The 19,019-nt window shown below is 37.8% G+C and carries 10 protein-coding genes; 1 reads left to right on the top strand and 9 read right to left on the bottom strand.

What is annotated here, in order from left to right:
* Positions 1–3: 3 nt before the first annotated feature.
* The 9 genes from bglX to WG904_RS09320 all read right to left on the bottom strand — a co-directional run bounded on the left by bglX (position 4) and on the right by WG904_RS09320 (position 17,625).
* Positions 4–2,310 (bottom strand): beta-glucosidase BglX, encoded by a 2,307-nt coding sequence (gene bglX, locus WG904_RS09360; RefSeq protein ID WP_339579038.1) that lies wholly within the window; start codon positions 2,308–2,310, stop codon positions 4–6.
* Between the two features lie 8 nt (positions 2,311–2,318).
* Positions 2,319–3,644 (bottom strand): glucoamylase family protein, encoded by a 1,326-nt coding sequence (locus WG904_RS09355; protein WP_339579037.1) that lies wholly within the window; start codon positions 3,642–3,644, stop codon positions 2,319–2,321.
* A gap of 10 nt (positions 3,645–3,654) precedes the next feature.
* Entirely contained in the window at positions 3,655–5,313 is a 1,659-nt protein-coding gene (locus WG904_RS09350; RefSeq protein WP_339579036.1) for a glucoamylase family protein, read from the bottom strand.
* Between the two features lie 73 nt (positions 5,314–5,386).
* The gene (locus tag WG904_RS09345) at positions 5,387–6,289 is read right to left on the bottom strand and encodes a LamG-like jellyroll fold domain-containing protein (RefSeq protein ID WP_339579035.1); all 903 of its coding nucleotides are present in this window, start codon (positions 6,287–6,289) and stop codon (positions 5,387–5,389) included.
* A gap of 16 nt (positions 6,290–6,305) precedes the next feature.
* Positions 6,306–7,847, bottom strand: coding sequence for a RagB/SusD family nutrient uptake outer membrane protein (locus tag WG904_RS09340; protein WP_339579034.1), 1,542 nt, complete (start codon positions 7,845–7,847; stop codon positions 6,306–6,308).
* A 12-nt stretch (positions 7,848–7,859) separates the two neighbouring features.
* Positions 7,860–10,874 carry a SusC/RagA family TonB-linked outer membrane protein gene (locus WG904_RS09335; RefSeq protein ID WP_339579033.1) on the bottom strand — a complete coding sequence of 1,005 codons (3,015 nt, stop codon included), beginning with the start codon at positions 10,872–10,874 and terminating at the stop codon, positions 7,860–7,862.
* A gap of 254 nt (positions 10,875–11,128) precedes the next feature.
* Positions 11,129–14,032, bottom strand: a complete 2,904-nt coding sequence (locus WG904_RS09330) for a triple tyrosine motif-containing protein (RefSeq protein WP_339579032.1) — start codon at positions 14,030–14,032, stop codon at positions 11,129–11,131.
* A gap of 79 nt (positions 14,033–14,111) precedes the next feature.
* Entirely contained in the window at positions 14,112–15,050 is a 939-nt protein-coding gene (gene trhO / locus WG904_RS09325; RefSeq protein ID WP_339579333.1) for an oxygen-dependent tRNA uridine(34) hydroxylase TrhO, read from the bottom strand.
* 124 nt (positions 15,051–15,174) lie between these two features.
* Positions 15,175–17,625, bottom strand: a complete 2,451-nt coding sequence (locus WG904_RS09320; protein WP_339579031.1) for a DUF5686 and carboxypeptidase regulatory-like domain-containing protein — start codon at positions 17,623–17,625, stop codon at positions 15,175–15,177.
* 126 nt (positions 17,626–17,751) lie between these two features.
* Here WG904_RS09320 and kbl point away from each other — a divergent pair, with 126 nt between their 5' ends.
* Positions 17,752–18,942 (top strand): glycine C-acetyltransferase, encoded by a 1,191-nt coding sequence (gene kbl / locus WG904_RS09315; RefSeq protein ID WP_339579030.1) that lies wholly within the window; start codon positions 17,752–17,754, stop codon positions 18,940–18,942.
* Positions 18,943–19,019: the final 77 nt, after the last annotated feature.

The following is a 19,019-nucleotide window of genomic DNA, read 5'->3' as shown; positions in this document are numbered from 1 at the left end:
AAATTATTTTATTAACTTAAAATCAACCGACTGCAAATCGCGAGAATTCGACCCCACAAATGCTTTAAAATCTCCAGGTTCTGCCACGAATTTAAGCGAACTATTGTAGAATTTCAAGGTTTCTTCAGTTATGGTAAACGTCACTACTTTGCTTTCACCTGGTTGAAGCATCAATTTACTAAAATTTTTTAATTCTTTAACAGGCCGAGTAATACTGCCTACTAAATCTCGAATATAGAACTGCACCACTTCCGCACCCGGCACTTTTCCTGTATTGGTTACCGTAACGTAGGCCGTAAGTTTTTGACCAGGTTTTAGGGAAGCGCTGCTCAACTTAAAGTTGCTATAATCGAAGGTAGTATAACTTAAACCAAACCCGAATGGATACAATGGATCGTTACTCACATCTAAATAGTTTGAACGGAATTTTTTAAACCATTCGCCATCTGGCAACGGCCTTCCTGTATTTTTATGTGCGTAGTAAAGCGGTACTTGACCAATATTTTGTGGGAAAGTGGTGCTCAATTTACCCGATGGATTTACATCACCAAATAGTACATCTGCAATTGCATTTCCCGCCTCACTACCAGGGAACCACACATTTAGTATAGCAGGAATATTCTCTTCTTCCCATTTTAAGGCTAATGGTCGGCCCGTAAACAGTACCAAAACTATTGGCTTTCCTGTTTTTGCCAGTTCTTTTAATAGATTTTTTTGTGTTTGCGGAAGGTCAATAGAAGTAACACTACTGCTTTCCCCACTAAATTCAGAGCTTTCGCCCATGACCGCTACAATTACATCCGATTTTTTGGCAACCTCTAACGCTTCTTTAATTAATTCTGCTTCTGGTCTTGAGTCGTGCTTATAACTGTTAGGATTATGTACATTTACATAACGCTGCTCCAAAGCCGAATCGGCTAAGAAATTAGAGCCAAGTGCGGTTAAAATCTTGGCATTCCCACCCATAGCATTCTTAAGTCCTTGTAGTACAGTTACCGATTTATCAAATTCGGCAGCTACGCTCCATGTGCCAAACATGTTGGCGGTATTATTAACCAAAGGACCAATTAAACCAATTGTATTTGTTTTTTTTAGTGGCAAAATATTGTTTTTGTTTTTTAACAACACAAAGCTCTCCGAAGCGACCTTTCGAGCAACTGCACGATTTTCGGCTGTAAAAACTTCTTTTGCCGCTCTAGTTTCGTCACAAAATTTATAAGGATCGGTAAATAAGCCCAATTTGTATTTGGCCTGAAGAATTAAGCGGCAAGCATTATTTATTTGTTCAATACTAACTTTTTTCTCGGCTAATGATTTTTTTAAGGTCTTTAAAAAGCCTTCTCCAACCATATCCATGTCTATCCCCGCATTTAGGGCAAGTGCTGAAACGGTTTGTAAATCGCCCATTCCATGGTCGATCATTTCTGGTATACCTGTATAATCCGTAACTACGAAGCCCTTAAATCCCCATTGATTTCTCAACACCTCTGTCATTAACCACTTACTACCCGTTGCAGGAATGCCATCAACTTCGTTAAATGAGGCCATTATACTGCCTGCCCCTGCATCAACAGCCGCCTTATATGGAGGGAAATATTCGTTGTACATCCTCACCTTGCTCATATCGGTTGTATTGTAATCTCTTCCAGCCTCTGCTGCACCATACAGCGCATAATGTTTTACACAGGCTAAAATCTCGTTATTGGCCTCAAGTTTGCCCTGATACCCGGTAACCATTGCTTTTGCGATTTGAGAACCTAAATACGGATCTTCCCCACTACCTTCAGAAACACGGCCCCAACGTGGGTCACGCGAAATATCAACCATCGGAGAGAAGGTCCAATTAATGCCACTCGCACTTGCCTCAATAGCCGCTATTCTTGCCGATTTTTTGATTGCCCCCATATCCCATGTACAACTTAAACCCAATGGAATCGGGAATACCGTGTTGTAACCATGAATAACATCCATTCCAAAAAGCAATGGAATTTTTAAACGCGTGTTTTCTACGGCAACTTTTTGAACCGCTTTAATTTTGTCTACCCCTTTAATGTTAAATAATCCACCAACTTGGCCAGCTTTAATTTGCTTGCTCATATCTGAACTGTTTGCAAGTCCGGTTACGATATCGCCAGAGAAAACGGGTAAGTTTAATTGACCAATTTTTTCATCAACGGTCATCTTTGCCATCAAACTATTGATGAATACATACATTTTTTGCTGTATTGGGCTAATCGCCTTTTTCTGTTGTGCAAAACCAACACTTGCGCTAAGAATTATTATAGAAAGTAAGGAATTAATTTTCTTCATAAGTAATTTTATTTCTTCAATGCTGGACTTTCAAATCCTAATTTTGTTAATCCCGATTTTACCTCTGGGCAACTCATAAAAAGTTTCCAAAGCAAACCTGTTCTTCCATTTTCGATCATCACTACTATAGGGCCTTGATCAATACCTAAATATCGCTTCGGAAACCAATTATCAGTTTCACTATAAGCATCATAAAAACCATATTCGCCCCAAACCTTATCACCCATATCCTCATACAGATGCCTAATCATTTTCATCGACTCTTTTGGCGTATAGGGGTATGATGATAAGGCAGCAGTTGGGGAAATTACTCCTAAATCTTCTGATGGACTATGACCTGCATACCCTTTTACCGAATAACTAGCGGTTAAACCCCACGAATTATCGCCATAACCTTTAAATTTTTTCGGATTATCGATACTGTAGGCGTGATGAATTAAGGTGTGATTTCTCGCTTCCGACCAATAATCGGCATAACGATCTTTTAACCCACGCGGATCTAAACCTAGATACGAATATTGTGACCAGAACAGAGGGCCCACGTTATTTTTTTGTCCATTATGTGCCAATTTAATAGGAAAGCCATAAGGTGCAATATCGGTATTAATCGCTCCACTTTTAGCCCAACCTTCGTGATAAACTTCTGCCGGAATGGTATGGGTTGGTGAGGAAGCAGCCATAATGTACATGATTAAGCATTCGTTAAATCCCGTTACTGGGAAATTCATTTTCCAACCGATGTTGGGCGACCAGTGCCAGTACAGCACATTTTTTCCGCCATTGCGGTACCAATCCCATTCTATGCCTTTCCAAAGTTTATCGATTTGGGCTGCCAAAGCTTGCTCTTTTTCATTTCCATTGGTAAAATACTGACGAACGCAAAGTAAACCTTGTGCTAAATAAGCAGTTTCTACCAAATCACCACCATCATCATTTCGTCCAAAGGGCTTTACTTTACCCGTCGGATAAATCCAATGCGACCACGCCCCATGAAAACGATCTGCCTTTTCCAAGAAATCTACCCCTTTTTTTAAACGTTGATATCCTTGTTCTCGAGTGATGAATTTCCGTTCGATAGCAACAAGGATAGCCATTACCCCAAATCCTGAAGCACCCGTGGCGATTACATCTTTATCGTTTTGAAGATAAATGTTATCACTATGGAAACGCTCTCTTGCTAAGCCTGAAATGGGTTCGGCCCCATCCCAAAAGTAATTGAAGGTTTGTTTTTGTACTAAAGTAAGTAGTTGGCTATCACTTAAGTCAGATTTCTTTGGCTGTGCGCCACAACTGCTTAAGATTGCTACTAAACAAAGTGTATATAGTAATTTCATTTATATCTAATTAAAGGTTAGGACCCGAAAACCCTAATTTCTTCAGTCCTGTTTTTACTTCTGGCGCGCTCATAAACAAATCCCACAACAATTTACTACGGTGATTTTCGATCATGATCATAATAGGCCCTTGATCTATCGCTAGGGTAGAACTAGCAAACCAAGGGTCGTTAAGGTTAAATGCGTCGTAAAAACCGTATTCACCCCAAAGTTTGTCGCCCAATTTATAATAGAAAAATTTAAGTGCCTGCATGGATTCAGTAGGCGTATAAGGGAATGATGATAAAGCCGCTGTTGGTGCAATCACGCCTTTGTCGTTAGTTGGCGAGCTAGCTCCATAGCCACTGGGAATATCGCTTGCGGTTAAACCCCAGCATTCGGCACTATAACCAACATTTTTTAAAGGATTAGCAACACAATAATTATAGTTGATTAAGGTATGAGCTTTAGTTTGTGTTTCGTAATTTGCATAGGCATCCGTTAATCCTATCGGATTAACTCCTAAAAAAGTATAGTGGGCTAAGAATAATGGACCACCGCCTGCAACGCCCAAAGGCAATTGCACACCATAATACGTATTTCCATTTTTTATGGCACCATTTCTTGCCCAACCTACATCGTATATAGATTTTGGTATGGTCGATGTTGGCGATCCAGCAGCCATGATGTACGTATTTAGTGCTTCATTCCAGCCTTGCAGTGGCAAATTCATATCCCAATTAAACGTAGGACTCCAGTGCCAATATAAAACATTACTATTATCTTTTCTAAACCATGCCCATTCTACACCGTTATAAAGTTCAGTAATATCTGCACGTAAGGTGGTTTCGGCGGCATCGGCCGATGTAAAATATTGTCGTGCTGTAATTAAGCCCTGCATTAAGTAAGAGGTTTCTACCAAGTCGGCGCCATTATCTTTTGCACTAAAGGGTTGTACTTTTCCCGTAGTACCATTCAGCCAATGTGGAAACGCTCCATGAAACCTATCCGCTTTTGTAGTTAGAAAGGTTACTATTTTCTGAATTCGCGCTAAGCCTTCAGTTCTAGTAATAAAGCCTCTATGAACGCCAGCAACCATAGCCATGATGCCGAAGCCTGATCCACCAGTAGTTACGGTTTCTCCAGATGTGTTTCTTTCCCTGGCTAATCCGCTTGTTGGATGTCCAAAGTCCCAGAAATATTTGAAAGTCTGTTTTTGTACTAAGGTTAACAGGTCGTCGTCACTTATTCGCGCAAACTTATCTGTACTATCCATTCCCGAAATTAGGGTAAGGTTAACGGGGTTGATTAATCTTCCGCCACTTGCAGATTTTAATGTATTATTAACGGCTAATGTATAAATACTGAATGATTTTAAATTACTTTGGGGGCTAACAAGTACTGTTTTGTTGGCATCTTGAAAAGTGATTGAAGAAGAGATTGTAGCGCCTGAAGCATCCGTAAAAACCACACCGGTGTTTGCAGTACTGGTATTAACGGCTTCTGTAAAATTAAACTTAATAACGGGCTTTAAATTAAGATTGGTGTATTTTAATGTGCCATTGTTCACATCATTTACGGTAAACGAAAGCGAAGTGTCTGTGTTCTTTTCTCCTTCTTTTTCCGATTTCTTACAGCCAATATTCAGTATTACAAATAGGATAACCAAGTAAGATATATTAAATTTCATAACGTAGAAAATGGAACGGAAAATAAAAACCACACCATTACACTAAGGTAATCGTGTGGTTTAAAGGATTAAATTATTTGCCTTCTAGGCCTAGTTTGTAAAGCGATGAAATTAATGTTTGCCCTAGCGCAATATTGTATACCCTCACCTCATCGATTGAACCAGTCATGTTGTCGAAAGTTGTATCAGTACTTACCGATTTTCCAGGTATTAGGTTATAATTAGAACCCATGATTATTTCGCTTGGCTCATAGGATTTAAAGAGACTGTTGCCAGTTCCCCTATTTGGATAATTGCCGATTTTTATAGCATTTGCCCAAATGTCGAAAGTTCCTGAAGTTCCATCATAAGTTACCACTAAATGCACCCATTTGTTTGCTCCAATTTTAGGGGAAAGGTTAGTTGCTCCATAGTTATTAATATTGTCTTGACGCCCACCTCCTACAGTAGTGAAATAAGGATGTATCTGGATGTAATCTGTATTGGTAGCGGGGTTAGCATTTGTTTCTAGAATAAAATCAAAACTACCTAAAAATAATCCTGGTCTGGCAATCTGAAACAACATCGTTTTTTTTGAGCCATTGTTTAAAATTTGAACCCATTCACTTACGGTGAAGCTTTTTAGTGCATTTGTATTAAAAGCATCGAATTGCTTTCCATAATATAAATAACCTGAGTTAAGACTTAGGGCTTGGCCTTTTACGCCACCCTGAATAAATGTATCTCCTGTTGAAGATGTCGGAGCAGTATTTGTTTTTGTTTCGTTTTTAGTTCCATCAAATGACCAATAGGCAACTAGATTTTTTGGATAAATTTCGTCAGATGAGCTAAAGCCATCTATTTTTCCTACATAATCTGAAGCATTTACATCTGGAAGATTATTTGGATTTCCATCTTTTTTACATGATGAAAATGCTGTTGTGCCTAGCATTAAACCAAGCAGACAACGCTTTATATATAAATTTGAAAATTTCATTTTCTTTTATTTAAAATTAATAACCAGGGTTTTGTGTTAACACACCTTTACTCAAATCGATCTGCGTTTGTGGGATTGGAAATAAGCTGTCGCGACTGGCGCTGAAGTTTGTTTTTCCAGCCGCATTTAGGGTGGCTTGTGCCTCGCCCCAGCGTACCAAATCGAAGAAACGGTCGTATTCCATAGCCAATTCAATTCTTCTTTCGAAGTGAATAGCTGCTCTTAAAGCTGCTTGGTCGGTTGTGGTAATGTTTGGCAAAATAGCTGCATTTCCATTCCTGGCTCTAGCTCTAATGCTATTTACAGCGGCTAAAGCTGCTGTAGTGTTCGCTGCGCCACCCACCTCATTTGCTGCTTCTGCATACATTAAAACCACATCTGCATAACGAAGAATGCGAATGTTCATCCACCAGCTCGAGTTGCTTCCATAAGCCGCTCTCATTGCAGGGTTACTATATACTTTATGGTTGTACATGGGGTTAATCCACGTAGTTGCAGTATTTTCGCCATAAACTGTTTTGTAGGTTGTTGTAGCTGTGCTCCTGTATAGAATAGTCCTTGCTTTACGGGGATCTCCAGGCTCATAGGCAGCTTCTAAAACAGGGCTTGGCACATTAAATCCATATCCAAGATTCCAAATTCCAGCATCTCTAACCCCTGTATATTGATTAATTTGTACACCATTGGCAGTTGGTACAGATGCGCTTGCAGTTGCTTGCACTTCAAATACCGATTCTTTACTATTCTCGCCTGATTCGCCAAATATTTTATCATAAGGGGTTGATAAATCGTACTGACCTGATGTCATTACTGTATTTGCCGTAGCCATTGCCTGACCCCATTTCTGTTGGGTTAAGTATACTTTTGCTAGAATTCCATTCGCCATTCCTTTATTTGCGCGACCAACAAATTTTTTGTCCCATACCAATGGAAGATTAGCAGCTGCAAATTGTAAGTCGGCTTCAATAAAAGCATAAATCTGAGCTGATGAACTTTGTGGTACATTTGTTTGCGCAACGGTAAGTACTTTATCAATTAGAGGTACCCTTCCGAATACGCGAACAAGGTTAAAGTAGGCGTATCCACGTAAAAATCTTGCTTCAGCCTCTGCTTGAATTTTTTGAGCATCAGTTGCTGTGATGTCTTTGTTGTTTGCAATCTGATCTAAAGAAGTATTACATTTGGTGATAAAGCCAAAATAGCCATTCCACATTCCATTTACAATGCTATTACTTGGCAATACTGGAAAGTTATCCATACTTAATGCATCGGCACCCCCATCACTTGCTGTACTTCCTTTTTCGGCATCCTCACTTCTTACACTCGTAGCGTAAAAGAATGAAAGACAATGTATATCAAAGCCTCTTAAATCGTTGTAAGCAGCAAAAAGAAAAGTATCATATGGTCCAGAGCCACCTGGATAAGGATAATTCTCTGCGGTATACTGACCTTGTCTGTTAGTATCTAAGAATTTCTTACAACCTGAGGTTGCCGAAATAAGTGTTATTACAACTAATGCAATAACAAATCTTTTTTGTGTTTGATTAAATATTTTCATCGAAATATATTTTTAAAAAGTTACGTTTAAACCGAAAGAATAGATTGATGGTACTGGATAAATTCCATTATCTGCACCACCGCCAGTTATGCTTCCAATTTGAGCTTCAGGCGAATAGCCTGTTGCTTTTGTCCACGTTTTAATGTTCTGACCGCTAACATAAAGTCTTAGTCTTTGAATGCCAACTTTGCCTAAAGTCGTTGCGCCAAAAGTGTAGCCCAACTGTGCGTTACGAATACGGAAGTAATCGCCAGGCTCTAAGAAATAAGAGCTAAACAATAAGTTGTTTCCACGAGCATTATTCAAAATGGGCTCAATGTTGGTCGAACCAGGAGTTGTCCATGCATTTAAACGATTGCTCTCATAATTTAATACTGCAAAGTTACTGGTTCTACGTTGCGTATAAATTTTGTTTCCTGCAACTCCCTGCCCGTCAATAGAAGCGTCAAAACCTTTAAAGGTTAACCCTAAGTTAAGCCCATAGCTATATGGAGGAAAGGGTGTTCCCAGGTATTGTCTATCTAATGGAGAAATTACACCGTCGCCATTGGTATCTTCATAAGCAATATCGCCAGGTGCAGAAGTCGAAAAGCCAGCTAGTTTAACAATATCTGCAGGCGTTTGATAGATTCCAATCTGTTTGTAACCATAGAAATAACCGATTGATTTTCCAGTCTCTGTTAAGTTAGCGCCACTATTACCAATAATTTGGAAGTTAGTTGTGTTACCCAGTGAATTTACAATGTTTTTATTGTATGAGAAATTTCCACCTATATTATACCCAAAACTGCCAATTTTATCGTTCCAACCTAAGCTTACCTCAATTCCTTTATTGGTAATTTTGCCCAAATTTGTAAAATAGGCTAAAGTAGTACTTGGAAGGGTAAAACTGGTTAAAATGCCATCTGTAGTTTTGTTATAGTAAGAAAACTCTGCATTTAAGCGGTTCCTTACTGCCCTAATTTCTAACCCAAGGTCGGTACCTTCAACAATTTCGAAATGTAAATTAGGATCAGGGATATATGCATTTTGAACAGCAGTATACACATTGTCGCCAAATACAGCAGTTGATGCGCTTGAGAGGGTTTGTTGATACAGGTTAGATCCAACACCGTTCGAGTTTCCTAATCTGCCCCATGCAGCACGGAATTTCAAGAAATCGATGCCTTTAATAGCTTTAAAGAAGTCTTCATCACTAATTACCCATCCTAAACCAACACTACCAAAAGTACCCCATCTATTTGCCGGAGCAAACCTTGAGCTTCCATCTCTACGAATGGTGGCATTTAATAAATACTTGTTTTGGTAGGCATAGCTTATACGGCCAAATGCGCCTGCATTAGATTCTTCACCACCACCACCACCATTAAAGGTTGGGTTATTGGCGTTTATAATATCAATATACCACAGGTTTGGATCATTTGGCACGTTCAAGGTCGTATCTCTACGCGAACCACTTAAGCTCGTGCTTGAAGAAAATACTGAGGTAAAACCAGCTAATACATTTAATTTGTGTCCGCCTTTAAACTCTTTATCATAGTTCAAGGTATGATCTTGTTGGTATTTTCTACCTTCGAATGTATTCTGACTTACCGATGTTCTAACGGTATTATCATAAAATGTATTAGTTGCCGTAGTTCCTTCACCAATATTAACTACCGTGTAAGGAAGTGGCGAGTAACTTCTAGCGTTGTTAAATCCAAGGTCGGTATACACTGTAGATTTTAACGTGAAGTCTTTTAAAAATTTAACTTCCGCATACAAACTTCCACTTAATCTATATCCTCTGTTAATGGATGTATTTCTATTTCGTTCAACTGAATACACCAAGTTGCCTACTTGTGCGCGTTGAAAAGAGGGCATAGTATAGTATAAACCATTGGGATCTTTTACTGGAACAATAGGGGCGGCCCAAATGGCATTGTTAAATGATGCCGCAGTTGGCTCTTGTCGCCAATGGAAACCCGTTAAGTCGGTCCCAATTTTAATTTTATCCGTAATTCTAATCTCTTCATTAATACGAGCGATAAATTTCTTGTAGTTGTTGTATTTTACAACACCATCTTGATTATTGTATCCAATATTAATTAATGTTGAACTTTTCTCGTTACTGTTTGAGATGTTTAAGGAATTGGTATTGATGATTGCATTTTGCAACATTTCCTTTTGCCAATTGGTATCGCCATTGTAATTGGTGTAATCGAAAGGAGCAGCATTTAAATTTGCCAATTGGGCTGCGTATAGTTTTTTAAATCCTGCAGCATCTACCACATCGATTAAGTTATTAACATGCTGCACACCAACTGAGCTTTGAAAGGATACGGCAGTTTTTCCTCTTGCTGCACGTTTGGTAGTCACAGCAATTACACCATTCGCCCCTCGTAAGCCGTAAATGGCAGTTGAAGAGGCATCGCGTAATAAATCTATAGTCTCAATATCTGCCGGATTTAGATAATCAATGTTATCTTGCAGCAAGCCATCCACTACGTAAAGTGGACTCGCACTATTTGTACTTGAAATACCTCGAATACGAACTACCGGACTTGAGCCTGGTTGACCCGAGTTAACAACGGTTAATCCTGGCACTTTTCCTTGCAATGCCGATATTGGATTGGTAGTTGCCAATTTTTCAATATCTTCCCCTTTAACACTAGATATAGCTCCCGTTAAATCTCTTTTTTTCTGTGTCCCGTAACCTACAACCACCACTTGTTGTAAACCTGTAACATCAGATTTTAAAGTAACATCAATCTGTGTTTTACCGCTTACCGCAAACTCTTGCGGAAGGGTACCTAGATAACTAAAGACTAAAATTCCAGTTGCTGGAACGCTAATGGAATATTTTCCGGTAACATCTGTTGCCACGGCTTTATTTGTTCCTTTAATCATAACGGTTGCATAGGGGATAGGTGCATTACTATCATCTAATACAGTCCCCGTGATGGTAACATTTTGGGCACTCGCAACGTTTAATAAAAGCAAACAGAAAAAAGTTAGCAAAGAAAATTTTGTAAAGATTTTTTTCATACTGTTGTTCATATTTGTTTAATTGATAAATCTAATTTTGAGTTTTTGATTGGCAACCGCAAATATTTGCACCTATACATTAATACATCATTAGCAAAAGGAGTACTATCTCAGACCAATAGATAAATCCCATTTCTAGTCTAAAAGCGATGTTTTTAGTGGCTTAACCTCGAATTGTATACTACTACAAATTCGGTTTCGAGTGAATATGATGATGTGGTGAAAAAGAGACGATGAGAGGTAATGATGTAGTCTTAAAGTTCCATTAAAAACTCAACTAAGTTTTTATCGTGAGGAACTTCTAATTTTTTACGCAAACGATACCGGCGTATTTCTACACCCCTGAGCGATATATTTAGAAGGGAGGCAAGTTCTTTACTGCTCATGTTCATGTGAAGGTAAGCGCAAAGTTTTAAGTCGTTCGGAACCAAATCTGGATGATTTGCTTTTAGCTTTTTAAAGAAGCTTTCGTGCGCTTCATTAAAGCTGCTTTCGAAGAGATTCCAATCTCGCTCATCGTTCATTCCATCGTCAATTACTTTTTGGATTCTGCGCAGCTGGTCGTCTGAAAGCCGCTTTCCATTTTCATCTTTTAGCTTGGTCATTTCTTCGCTAATCTTTTGAAGCAATTCATTTTTATAAACGAGACTCATGGCCGAATTTGCTAATTCTCTGTTTTTACTGGCCAATTCTGCCTGAAGTTTTTCGGTTTGTATTTTGATGATTTGTTTTTCTGTGGCCTCAGCCTCTCGCTTTAAGAATTCTTCCTTTTCTAGATGAAGCTTGTGCTTAATTACTTTTTGATCTTTATTTAGTTTCGCCTCATACATTCTTTTTCCGGCAATGAGGGCGATAACTCCTAATAATGCATAAAATAATATCGCCCAGTTACTGCCGTACCATGGTGGATCTACACTGAATTCGAATGTCGTAATTGCGCTTGCAGTTTCATCATTAATTTTCGCTCTAACTTTGAATACATAGCTTCCACGTGATAGGTTGGTAAAATCTTTTTGGGTAGCCGTACTCCAATCAGACCATTGCCTTGAATATCCTTCTAAAAAGTACTGAAATTTAATTTTCGACTGGCGATAATAAGGGAGTGAAAAAGAAATGCGAATGTTATTTCTGCTAAATGGAATTTCTATGTTATCTCCATTGCTTCCATTTTCTGTTAACGTAGTGTACTTATCGGTAATGTCTTCAATCTTTCGAATGAGTACTGCTGGTAGGGTTTGCTTTTTGGTCTTATTGTTTACGTTAGTAGTATTATAAATTACAAAACCATCATCTACACTAATTAAATAGATTTTAGCACTAATCTGACTAATGTTTTCATAATACTGAACCATTCTGCCATCCAAAATACTAAAGCGGCTTGAGTCGATTGCCATTTTTCCGGGCTCGCTTAAGTTAACCAGTCCCATTTTTCCATGGTTAATGAACCAATATTTTTTTAAACCCGCACTAATGATTTTATTGGAGGTGTAAAAACTGCCCAAGTTTTTGTTTAGCACCTCATATTTACTAAAGCGATTACTAATTTCATCATATAGTAGAAAACCTTCATCAGAAGAGAAAACAATCTTGTTCTCTAGGTTAAAAATGTTAATGTTAAAATTACTTGGCAGACCATTTTTTTCATCATAATATTTAATAGTTGTTGCTCGTTTTAAGTCTGAACTTAGCGTTAATTTGTAAAGTCCTTTATAGGCATGGCTTACCCAAATATCGCCCTTACTGTCTTGTTCAACATACCTTGATGGCTCGCCAAACCCGGTTATTTTGTGGCTAAATTTCCATTGTCCAGAGGCGTTTTTTGCAAAAATAACCAGTCCTGTATAGGTACCTTGGATTAAATAATTAGGGTTGGAATTCAATTTTTTAATCGTCCATCCTCCACTAATGGACGATAGTTTTTCCATTTTATCGCCTATGATGTTAAAAGTGCCGTCATTATGCCCACAGAGAAGCTGATTATCAAGGAGTTGAAGATCCCAAACTTGTCCCTGAGAATTTGGAATTAATTTAAAATCAAAAGAATTAAATAAGTTCCCGTTTTCTGGGGTCCAGGGACTAGAAAATAAACCTTGGTTTGTTCCCAAATAGATTTTGTTCTTTACAATTAAACTTGAATACACGGTTCCAAATTGACCAGCCTTATCAAAATAGAAATAGAGCGGAGAATTTAGCTCAATTCGATCAATTCCATTATCAAGTCCCGCCCATAAATTTTGCTCGTTATCTGCATATAAACTTAAGACGGTATTGTTCTGTAACCCACTCGATTTATTAATACGCTGTACAACTTTTCCATTTTCATCGATAATAATCAACCCATTTAAAATAGTGCCGTAAGCGTAGTACTTGTTTAAAATTCGCACTCCATTATTAAGCTGATAGGTTTTTAAAAACGAATTGGCGGCGCTCGTAAGAGGGGTAAAGGTTAGTCCGTCATATATGAATAAACCATTTTTTCCAGTTCCAATAATGAAGCTATTTTCTTTATAAGGTAGGATGGAAAGTACGCCTGTATTTCCTAGAACTTCGCTTCCTGTTAGTGGAATAAAATTTTTCCCTTGTAATTCGAACAGTCCTTTGCCAAGTACTTCAGCAAATAGTTTATTTCGTGCTTGATGCAGGAATAAAAAGGCATTTGGGGCCTTTACTACAGTTACTTTTCCATTTTCGTAAATGTAAATGGTAGAAAAAGATTGAAAAATTACACGTTTGCCGGCAACGTATATTTTCCAAACTTCGTCGGTTATTTTGTAAGGTTTCGGAATGAGCTTAATTAACGATGTATAGTTAAAATGTTTGTCCTGATAAGACCAGTAGCCGAATTCGCCAAAACTACCTGTATACACCAATCCATCTGCTCCTGTCGCAACCGATCGTACAATTTGACGATTCGGCATTTTGTATTGTTGCCAATATTTTCCATCAAAAGTAAGTAAGCCTTCTGCATTGCCGAAATACATTAACCCATTTTTATCTTTTGCTATCGACCAGTTTTGATTGCCAGAAAGGTAAGATGATTTAGGATAGTTCTGAACGTAGGGCACGCCAATGCTCTGAATGTCATCTGCCCTTAACTCAATGGGCAGAGATAAGTAAGCAAAACATATGAGGAAGAACTTAAGTAAATTGGAGTTCATTTTTGCGCAGCTATGTTCAATCCTGTGCAAAATAATTATTTCATCTGGTATTTTATGGTTTCTTTAATTAACGCATTGGTTAATTTGCTAATTTTCCAATTAGCTGCGGTACCTTCACGTAATACCCCGTTCCATCATAAGGTCGCTTCCGCGGATGCGAAGTACAGCTAACTGAACAGCAACCTTGCAATTTATCGCCACATTCATCACATTGTGTAAAATGCTCATTGCACTCGGGGTTTGCACAATTAATCATTTTCGGAGTGGTTTTTCCGCAATTTAAACAGGTAGAGACTACAGTAGGGTTAACTGAATTTACATCCACCGCAATACGATTATCGAAAACATAACATTTACCTTCGAAATCTCTACCTCCTGCTTCTTTTCCATATTTTATAATCCCACCATGCAATTGATATACATCTTTAAAACCATGATGAAGTAATAATGCACTTGCCTTTTCGCATTTAATTCCGCCTGTGCAATAGGTCATTACTTTTTTATCCTTGTATTGAGCTAAAGCTTCTATCTGATCTGGGAAATCTCTGAAATTTTCAATATCTAAGGTTACTGCATTCTTAAATTTCCCTAAGTTATGTTCATAATTTGAGCGAACATCCAAAATCACTACATCATCACGATCTATCATTTCGCTAAATTCTGCAGGCTCTAAATATTTTCCTGTTTTTTCGTTTGGATTAATAATACTTGTATCGCGCAAGCCAGAATGCACTATTTCTGCCTTATAACGACAATGCATTTTAATAAAAGAAGGTTCGTTAACTTCATCAATCTTAAAGTCGGTTTTCGCAAAACGCTCGTCCGCTTTAATCGCGCTCATATAAGCTTCGCATGCTTCTTTTGTGCCCGAAACCGTTCCATTTAGGCCTTCTTCGGCTACAATAATCCGGCCAACAAGGCCCAAAGATTTACAAAAAGTTAAGTGATCTGCAGCAAATTGTTCTGCATTTGCTATCGGAGAATAGCAATAATAGAGTAAGGTATTATACATCATAATTCATTGATACCGCTGCAAACGGCGTTTAATGATACAAAGATACGGAAAAGAGTTTTAAGTTCTAAGTAATAAGTTCTAAGTCATTTTGCAGATAGGTATAAACGACCACTTATAATGTACCAATTTAAAGTCCATAAGCTATTCTAAACCCTTGATCTACCCTTTTCCTGCCATCATATGCGAAGCCGTAGCTTACACCAAAGCCAAGGCGTTCAATACCAAAATAAAACTCTTTATAATTTCTTTTATCAGGCTGATTTAAATAATTAAAGCCCACAATTTCTTCTAATTTTAGTTTACGTAATATGGGTAACTTATTTAGTATAAAGCCAGCAAAGTTATGCTCAACATGCATTTCCATGTAGTGGCGGTCGGTACTATATTGATAGAAATCCAAATACCTGAATTTCCTCAGGTTAGGTGGAAATATTGTAGAACTATTGCCTCGAAAATGCTTACGTTCAGGGTAAAAAACTGATTCGTTGTTAAGAAATTTTCCAGCGCCAATTACGAAAGAAGTATAACCAAATAAACCCGTGCGTATACGTTCTTGGAAAATCTCAAATCCTAGAAAATCATAATCCACATCACTATCGAGCACGCCTTTAAAGCCTTTTCTATAGTTTAAGTTAAAACGTGGATATTTAGATGCTTCGTACCTTTTTGCATAAGGCGTGGTGGTGTAGCGTTGCCCGATCGTATAGGTTAAGCTTGCATTCAAATTAAATGAACTATAAGTAGGAAACAAGGGGCTTTCTACCGTGGGTGTAAACGGGTTATTGGAAGTAAATGCTCTATCTTTTATATCTCTAATCTTAAAGGAGCTTGTATTTTCTAACGTGGAATTTTTAGCGTAGTTTACACTTAAGGAGCCTTGTAAACCATCGGCCAGCTCCCTTACTGTATTAATTGTTGCAAATTCTTGCTTGTAAAATTTTGCAAGGTTAGTTTCAAACAACAAACTATTAATTGCATTGGAACGCACACTCATGGTGCCGTATGAATTAAGATCGTCTATTGTCGAGCCAAAGCCTCCGCTTACACTTGCACGTTTTAAACGGTTGTAAAGATAGGTTCCAGTTAAATTAGCTGTAAAAATATGGTTAGAAAAACCATATCTTATTTGAGGACGAATACTAAAACTGCGTTGTTCGTCGAGCGTTTTTCCAAAACTTGCACCATATTTAAGCCCAAGCCCCTCAACAGTATTGTAATATACCGAACTTAATAACGCATCTAAATGGATGTAGGTTTTAGCGTATCGATTGTTGAAATTATGTCCTCTCACGATAAATTTACCAACACCGAACTTGTTGTTGGCCTTCTCTAATGAATCCAAATACGGTTTTGTGGTTTTTAATAAGGCTATGCTATCTTTCTTGCGATAATCTAATTTTTCTTCATCTGTTAAAGGAATCGGTCTATTATTCATCCAATATAAAGAATCCTTTTTGTTCACTGCCTTAGTTATCTTTAGAATTTCAGCCGTAAAATATTTCTTCGGAAAATTGGGATGAATGTTGTAATTGTTAAAAATACTTACATAATACCCTTCAAATTTAAAACCAAATACGTTGCCCTTAAATTGAAATTTCATTGTTGAGGGTAAATAAGTATTTTCAACCTTGTTAAAATCTTGACTAATGTTTAAGGTGTCTACAAAATTAATTCCAGCATCTTCGGTTAAATACAGATTTGTGCCCATTAGTCTCCAACTGTCATCAGCAATGTAAACCACTCCTCTAAAAGCAGGATCGTTTTTCCGGCGAGGGGTAACCTCTATTTTATTAATTGTTATTCCGTTTTCATGCGTGATGCCCAAAAGTTTATAGTGGTAATAAAATAAAGCGTTATCTGCGATGGGCGATACAAAACTGCGCGAACTTAAACCACTTCCTTCAAGTAATAAATTCTCGTAGAAATTAATAATCATATCAGAAGCCTTGTTGTAACTAAAAGCATTATTTCGGCCCGATACTTTAGAAGACACCATCTCTTCCTTGATTTTATTTGGTCGCTGAAAGCTAAAGGCAGATTGCGATTCAGAGAGGTATAAAATTCCCTTTCTATTTGTATCTAACTCTAGTTCTTTTTGAATATCCACGCCAAAAAATTTCTTGGGTGCACCTACCAATTTTTGTAAACCCTTGATGTAAACATCGGTCGTAAAAGCATTAACTTCATTTAAATGATTTTTTCGTTCTCGAACGGCTTTTCTAATAATTGCATACGCTGGATCTTCCGCATCTGAACGGATAGTAACACTATTTAACGAGTAACTTTCAACTGTTAAAATTTGATTTGCTATTATATTAGTGCTCACCATTATGTTGCGTTCTACGGTTTTAAATCCGATTGCTTTAAAGATAAGCGTGATCGTTCCCTTTTCTGCAGTGAACTTGTAAACACCATCAGCATTGGCTGAGATTCCTTTATTCGAGTTTTTGATATATATAGAGGCAAAGGGTATGGGTTCTCCATTAGTCTCGGTAATTTTACCACTAATTTGAAATTGCGCTACTGCGGCTATAGAAATGGCCAAGCAAAGCAAAATTGAAAGAGCGAGTTTCTTCATATGGAGGTTAAAGTTAAAATATACATAGCCATTTAACGTATATAAACTGTTAAAGTTTGTTAACAGGTAATTTATATCTTTGTAGAACGATTTTAAAGGTTAAATGGTTGCATCAAAAAAATAAATATGTTTAAAACATTACAGCCGGTTTTACAAAAAGAACTGGAAGAAATAGAGAACGCAGGATTATATAAACGTGAGCGTATAATTATTACCCCACAAGGTGCCGATATTAAAATAAGTAGCGGAGCTGAAGTGATAAATTTCTGTGCTAATAATTATTTAGGCTTGTCTTCTCATCCAAAAGTTATTGCTGCGGCAAAGCAAGCGATAGATGATTACGGCTACGGCATGTCGTCTGTTCGATTTATTTGCGGCACACAAAGCGTGCATAAAGAACTAGAAGCAAAGATTTCTAATTTTTTAGGCACAGAAGATACCATTTTATATGCAGCTGCTTTTGATGCGAATGGTGGTGTTTTCGAGCCTTTATTTAATGCAGAAGATGCAATTATTTCCGATGAATTAAATCATGCATCTATTATCGATGGTGTTCGCTTGTGTAAAGCACAACGTTTTCGCTATAAGAATGCCGATATGGAAGATTTGGAACAACAATTAATTGCAGCGAAAAATTGCAGGCATAGAATTATTGTAACCGATGGCTCATTTTCTATGGATGGTTCTGTAGCACCTCTAGATAAAATTTGCGATCTGGCCGATAAATATGAAGCATTAGTGATGATTGATGAGTCGCATTGTACTGGTTTTATTGGTAAAACTGGAAGAGGAACACACGAACATTTTAATGTGATAGATCGCATAGATATCATTACAGGCACATTAGGGAAAGCATTAGGTGGCGCATCTGGCGGATTTACATCGGGTAAAAAAGAAATTATTGACATGCTTCGTCAGCGCTCTCGCCCATATTTATTTTCCAATACCCTAGCTCCGGCAATCGCAGGCGCATCTATCGCAGTATTAGATATGCTATCTGAAACCACGGCACTTCGTGATAAACTTGAGAGAAATACTAAATACTTCCGCGAGAAGATGACTGCTGCTGGGTTCGATATTAAACCTGGATTTCATCCAATAGTACCAGTAATGCTTTATGATGCCAAAATAGCGCAAACTTTTGCCGCTAAAATGCTAGATGAAGGTATTTATGTTATCGGATTTTTCTATCCAGTTGTTGCACAAGGGAAAGCTAGGATACGTGTACAGTTATCGGCCGGGCACGAACAACATCACTTGGATAAAGCGATCGCGGCGTTTACGAAAGTGGGAAAAGAGCTAGGGGTAATAAAGTAATACCGAGAAAATCGAGTCGTTTATCGTTCAAATGTTGGAAAGTTGAAACGTTTGAAGGTGCTGGATGTTTAATCTCA

Source organism: Pedobacter anseongensis, from assembly GCF_037482965.1.
Taxonomy (GTDB): Bacteria; Bacteroidota; Bacteroidia; order Sphingobacteriales; family Sphingobacteriaceae; genus Pedobacter; species Pedobacter anseongensis.
Note: the sequence above shows the minus strand (reverse complement) of the source record. Positions and strands in the feature narration are given on the sequence as shown.

Coding starts and splice junctions, on each gene's coding strand:
- WG904_RS09330 (WP_339579032.1), bottom strand. CDS start 14,032: ATGAACTCCAATTTACTTAAGTTCTTCCTCATATGTTTTGCTTACTTA.
- WG904_RS09345 (WP_339579035.1), bottom strand. CDS start 6,289: ATGAAATTTTCAAATTTATATATAAAGCGTTGTCTGCTTGGTTTAATG.
- WG904_RS09340 (WP_339579034.1), bottom strand. CDS start 7,847: ATGAAAATATTTAATCAAACACAAAAAAGATTTGTTATTGCATTAGTT.
- WG904_RS09355 (WP_339579037.1), bottom strand. CDS start 3,644: ATGAAATTACTATATACACTTTGTTTAGTAGCAATCTTAAGCAGTTGT.
- bglX (WP_339579038.1), bottom strand. CDS start 2,310: ATGAAGAAAATTAATTCCTTACTTTCTATAATAATTCTTAGCGCAAGT.
- WG904_RS09350 (WP_339579036.1), bottom strand. CDS start 5,313: ATGAAATTTAATATATCTTACTTGGTTATCCTATTTGTAATACTGAAT.
- WG904_RS09335 (WP_339579033.1), bottom strand. CDS start 10,874: ATGAAAAAAATCTTTACAAAATTTTCTTTGCTAACTTTTTTCTGTTTG.
- kbl (WP_339579030.1), top strand. CDS start 17,752: ATGTTTAAAACATTACAGCCGGTTTTACAAAAAGAACTGGAAGAAATA.
- WG904_RS09320 (WP_339579031.1), bottom strand. CDS start 17,625: ATGAAGAAACTCGCTCTTTCAATTTTGCTTTGCTTGGCCATTTCTATA.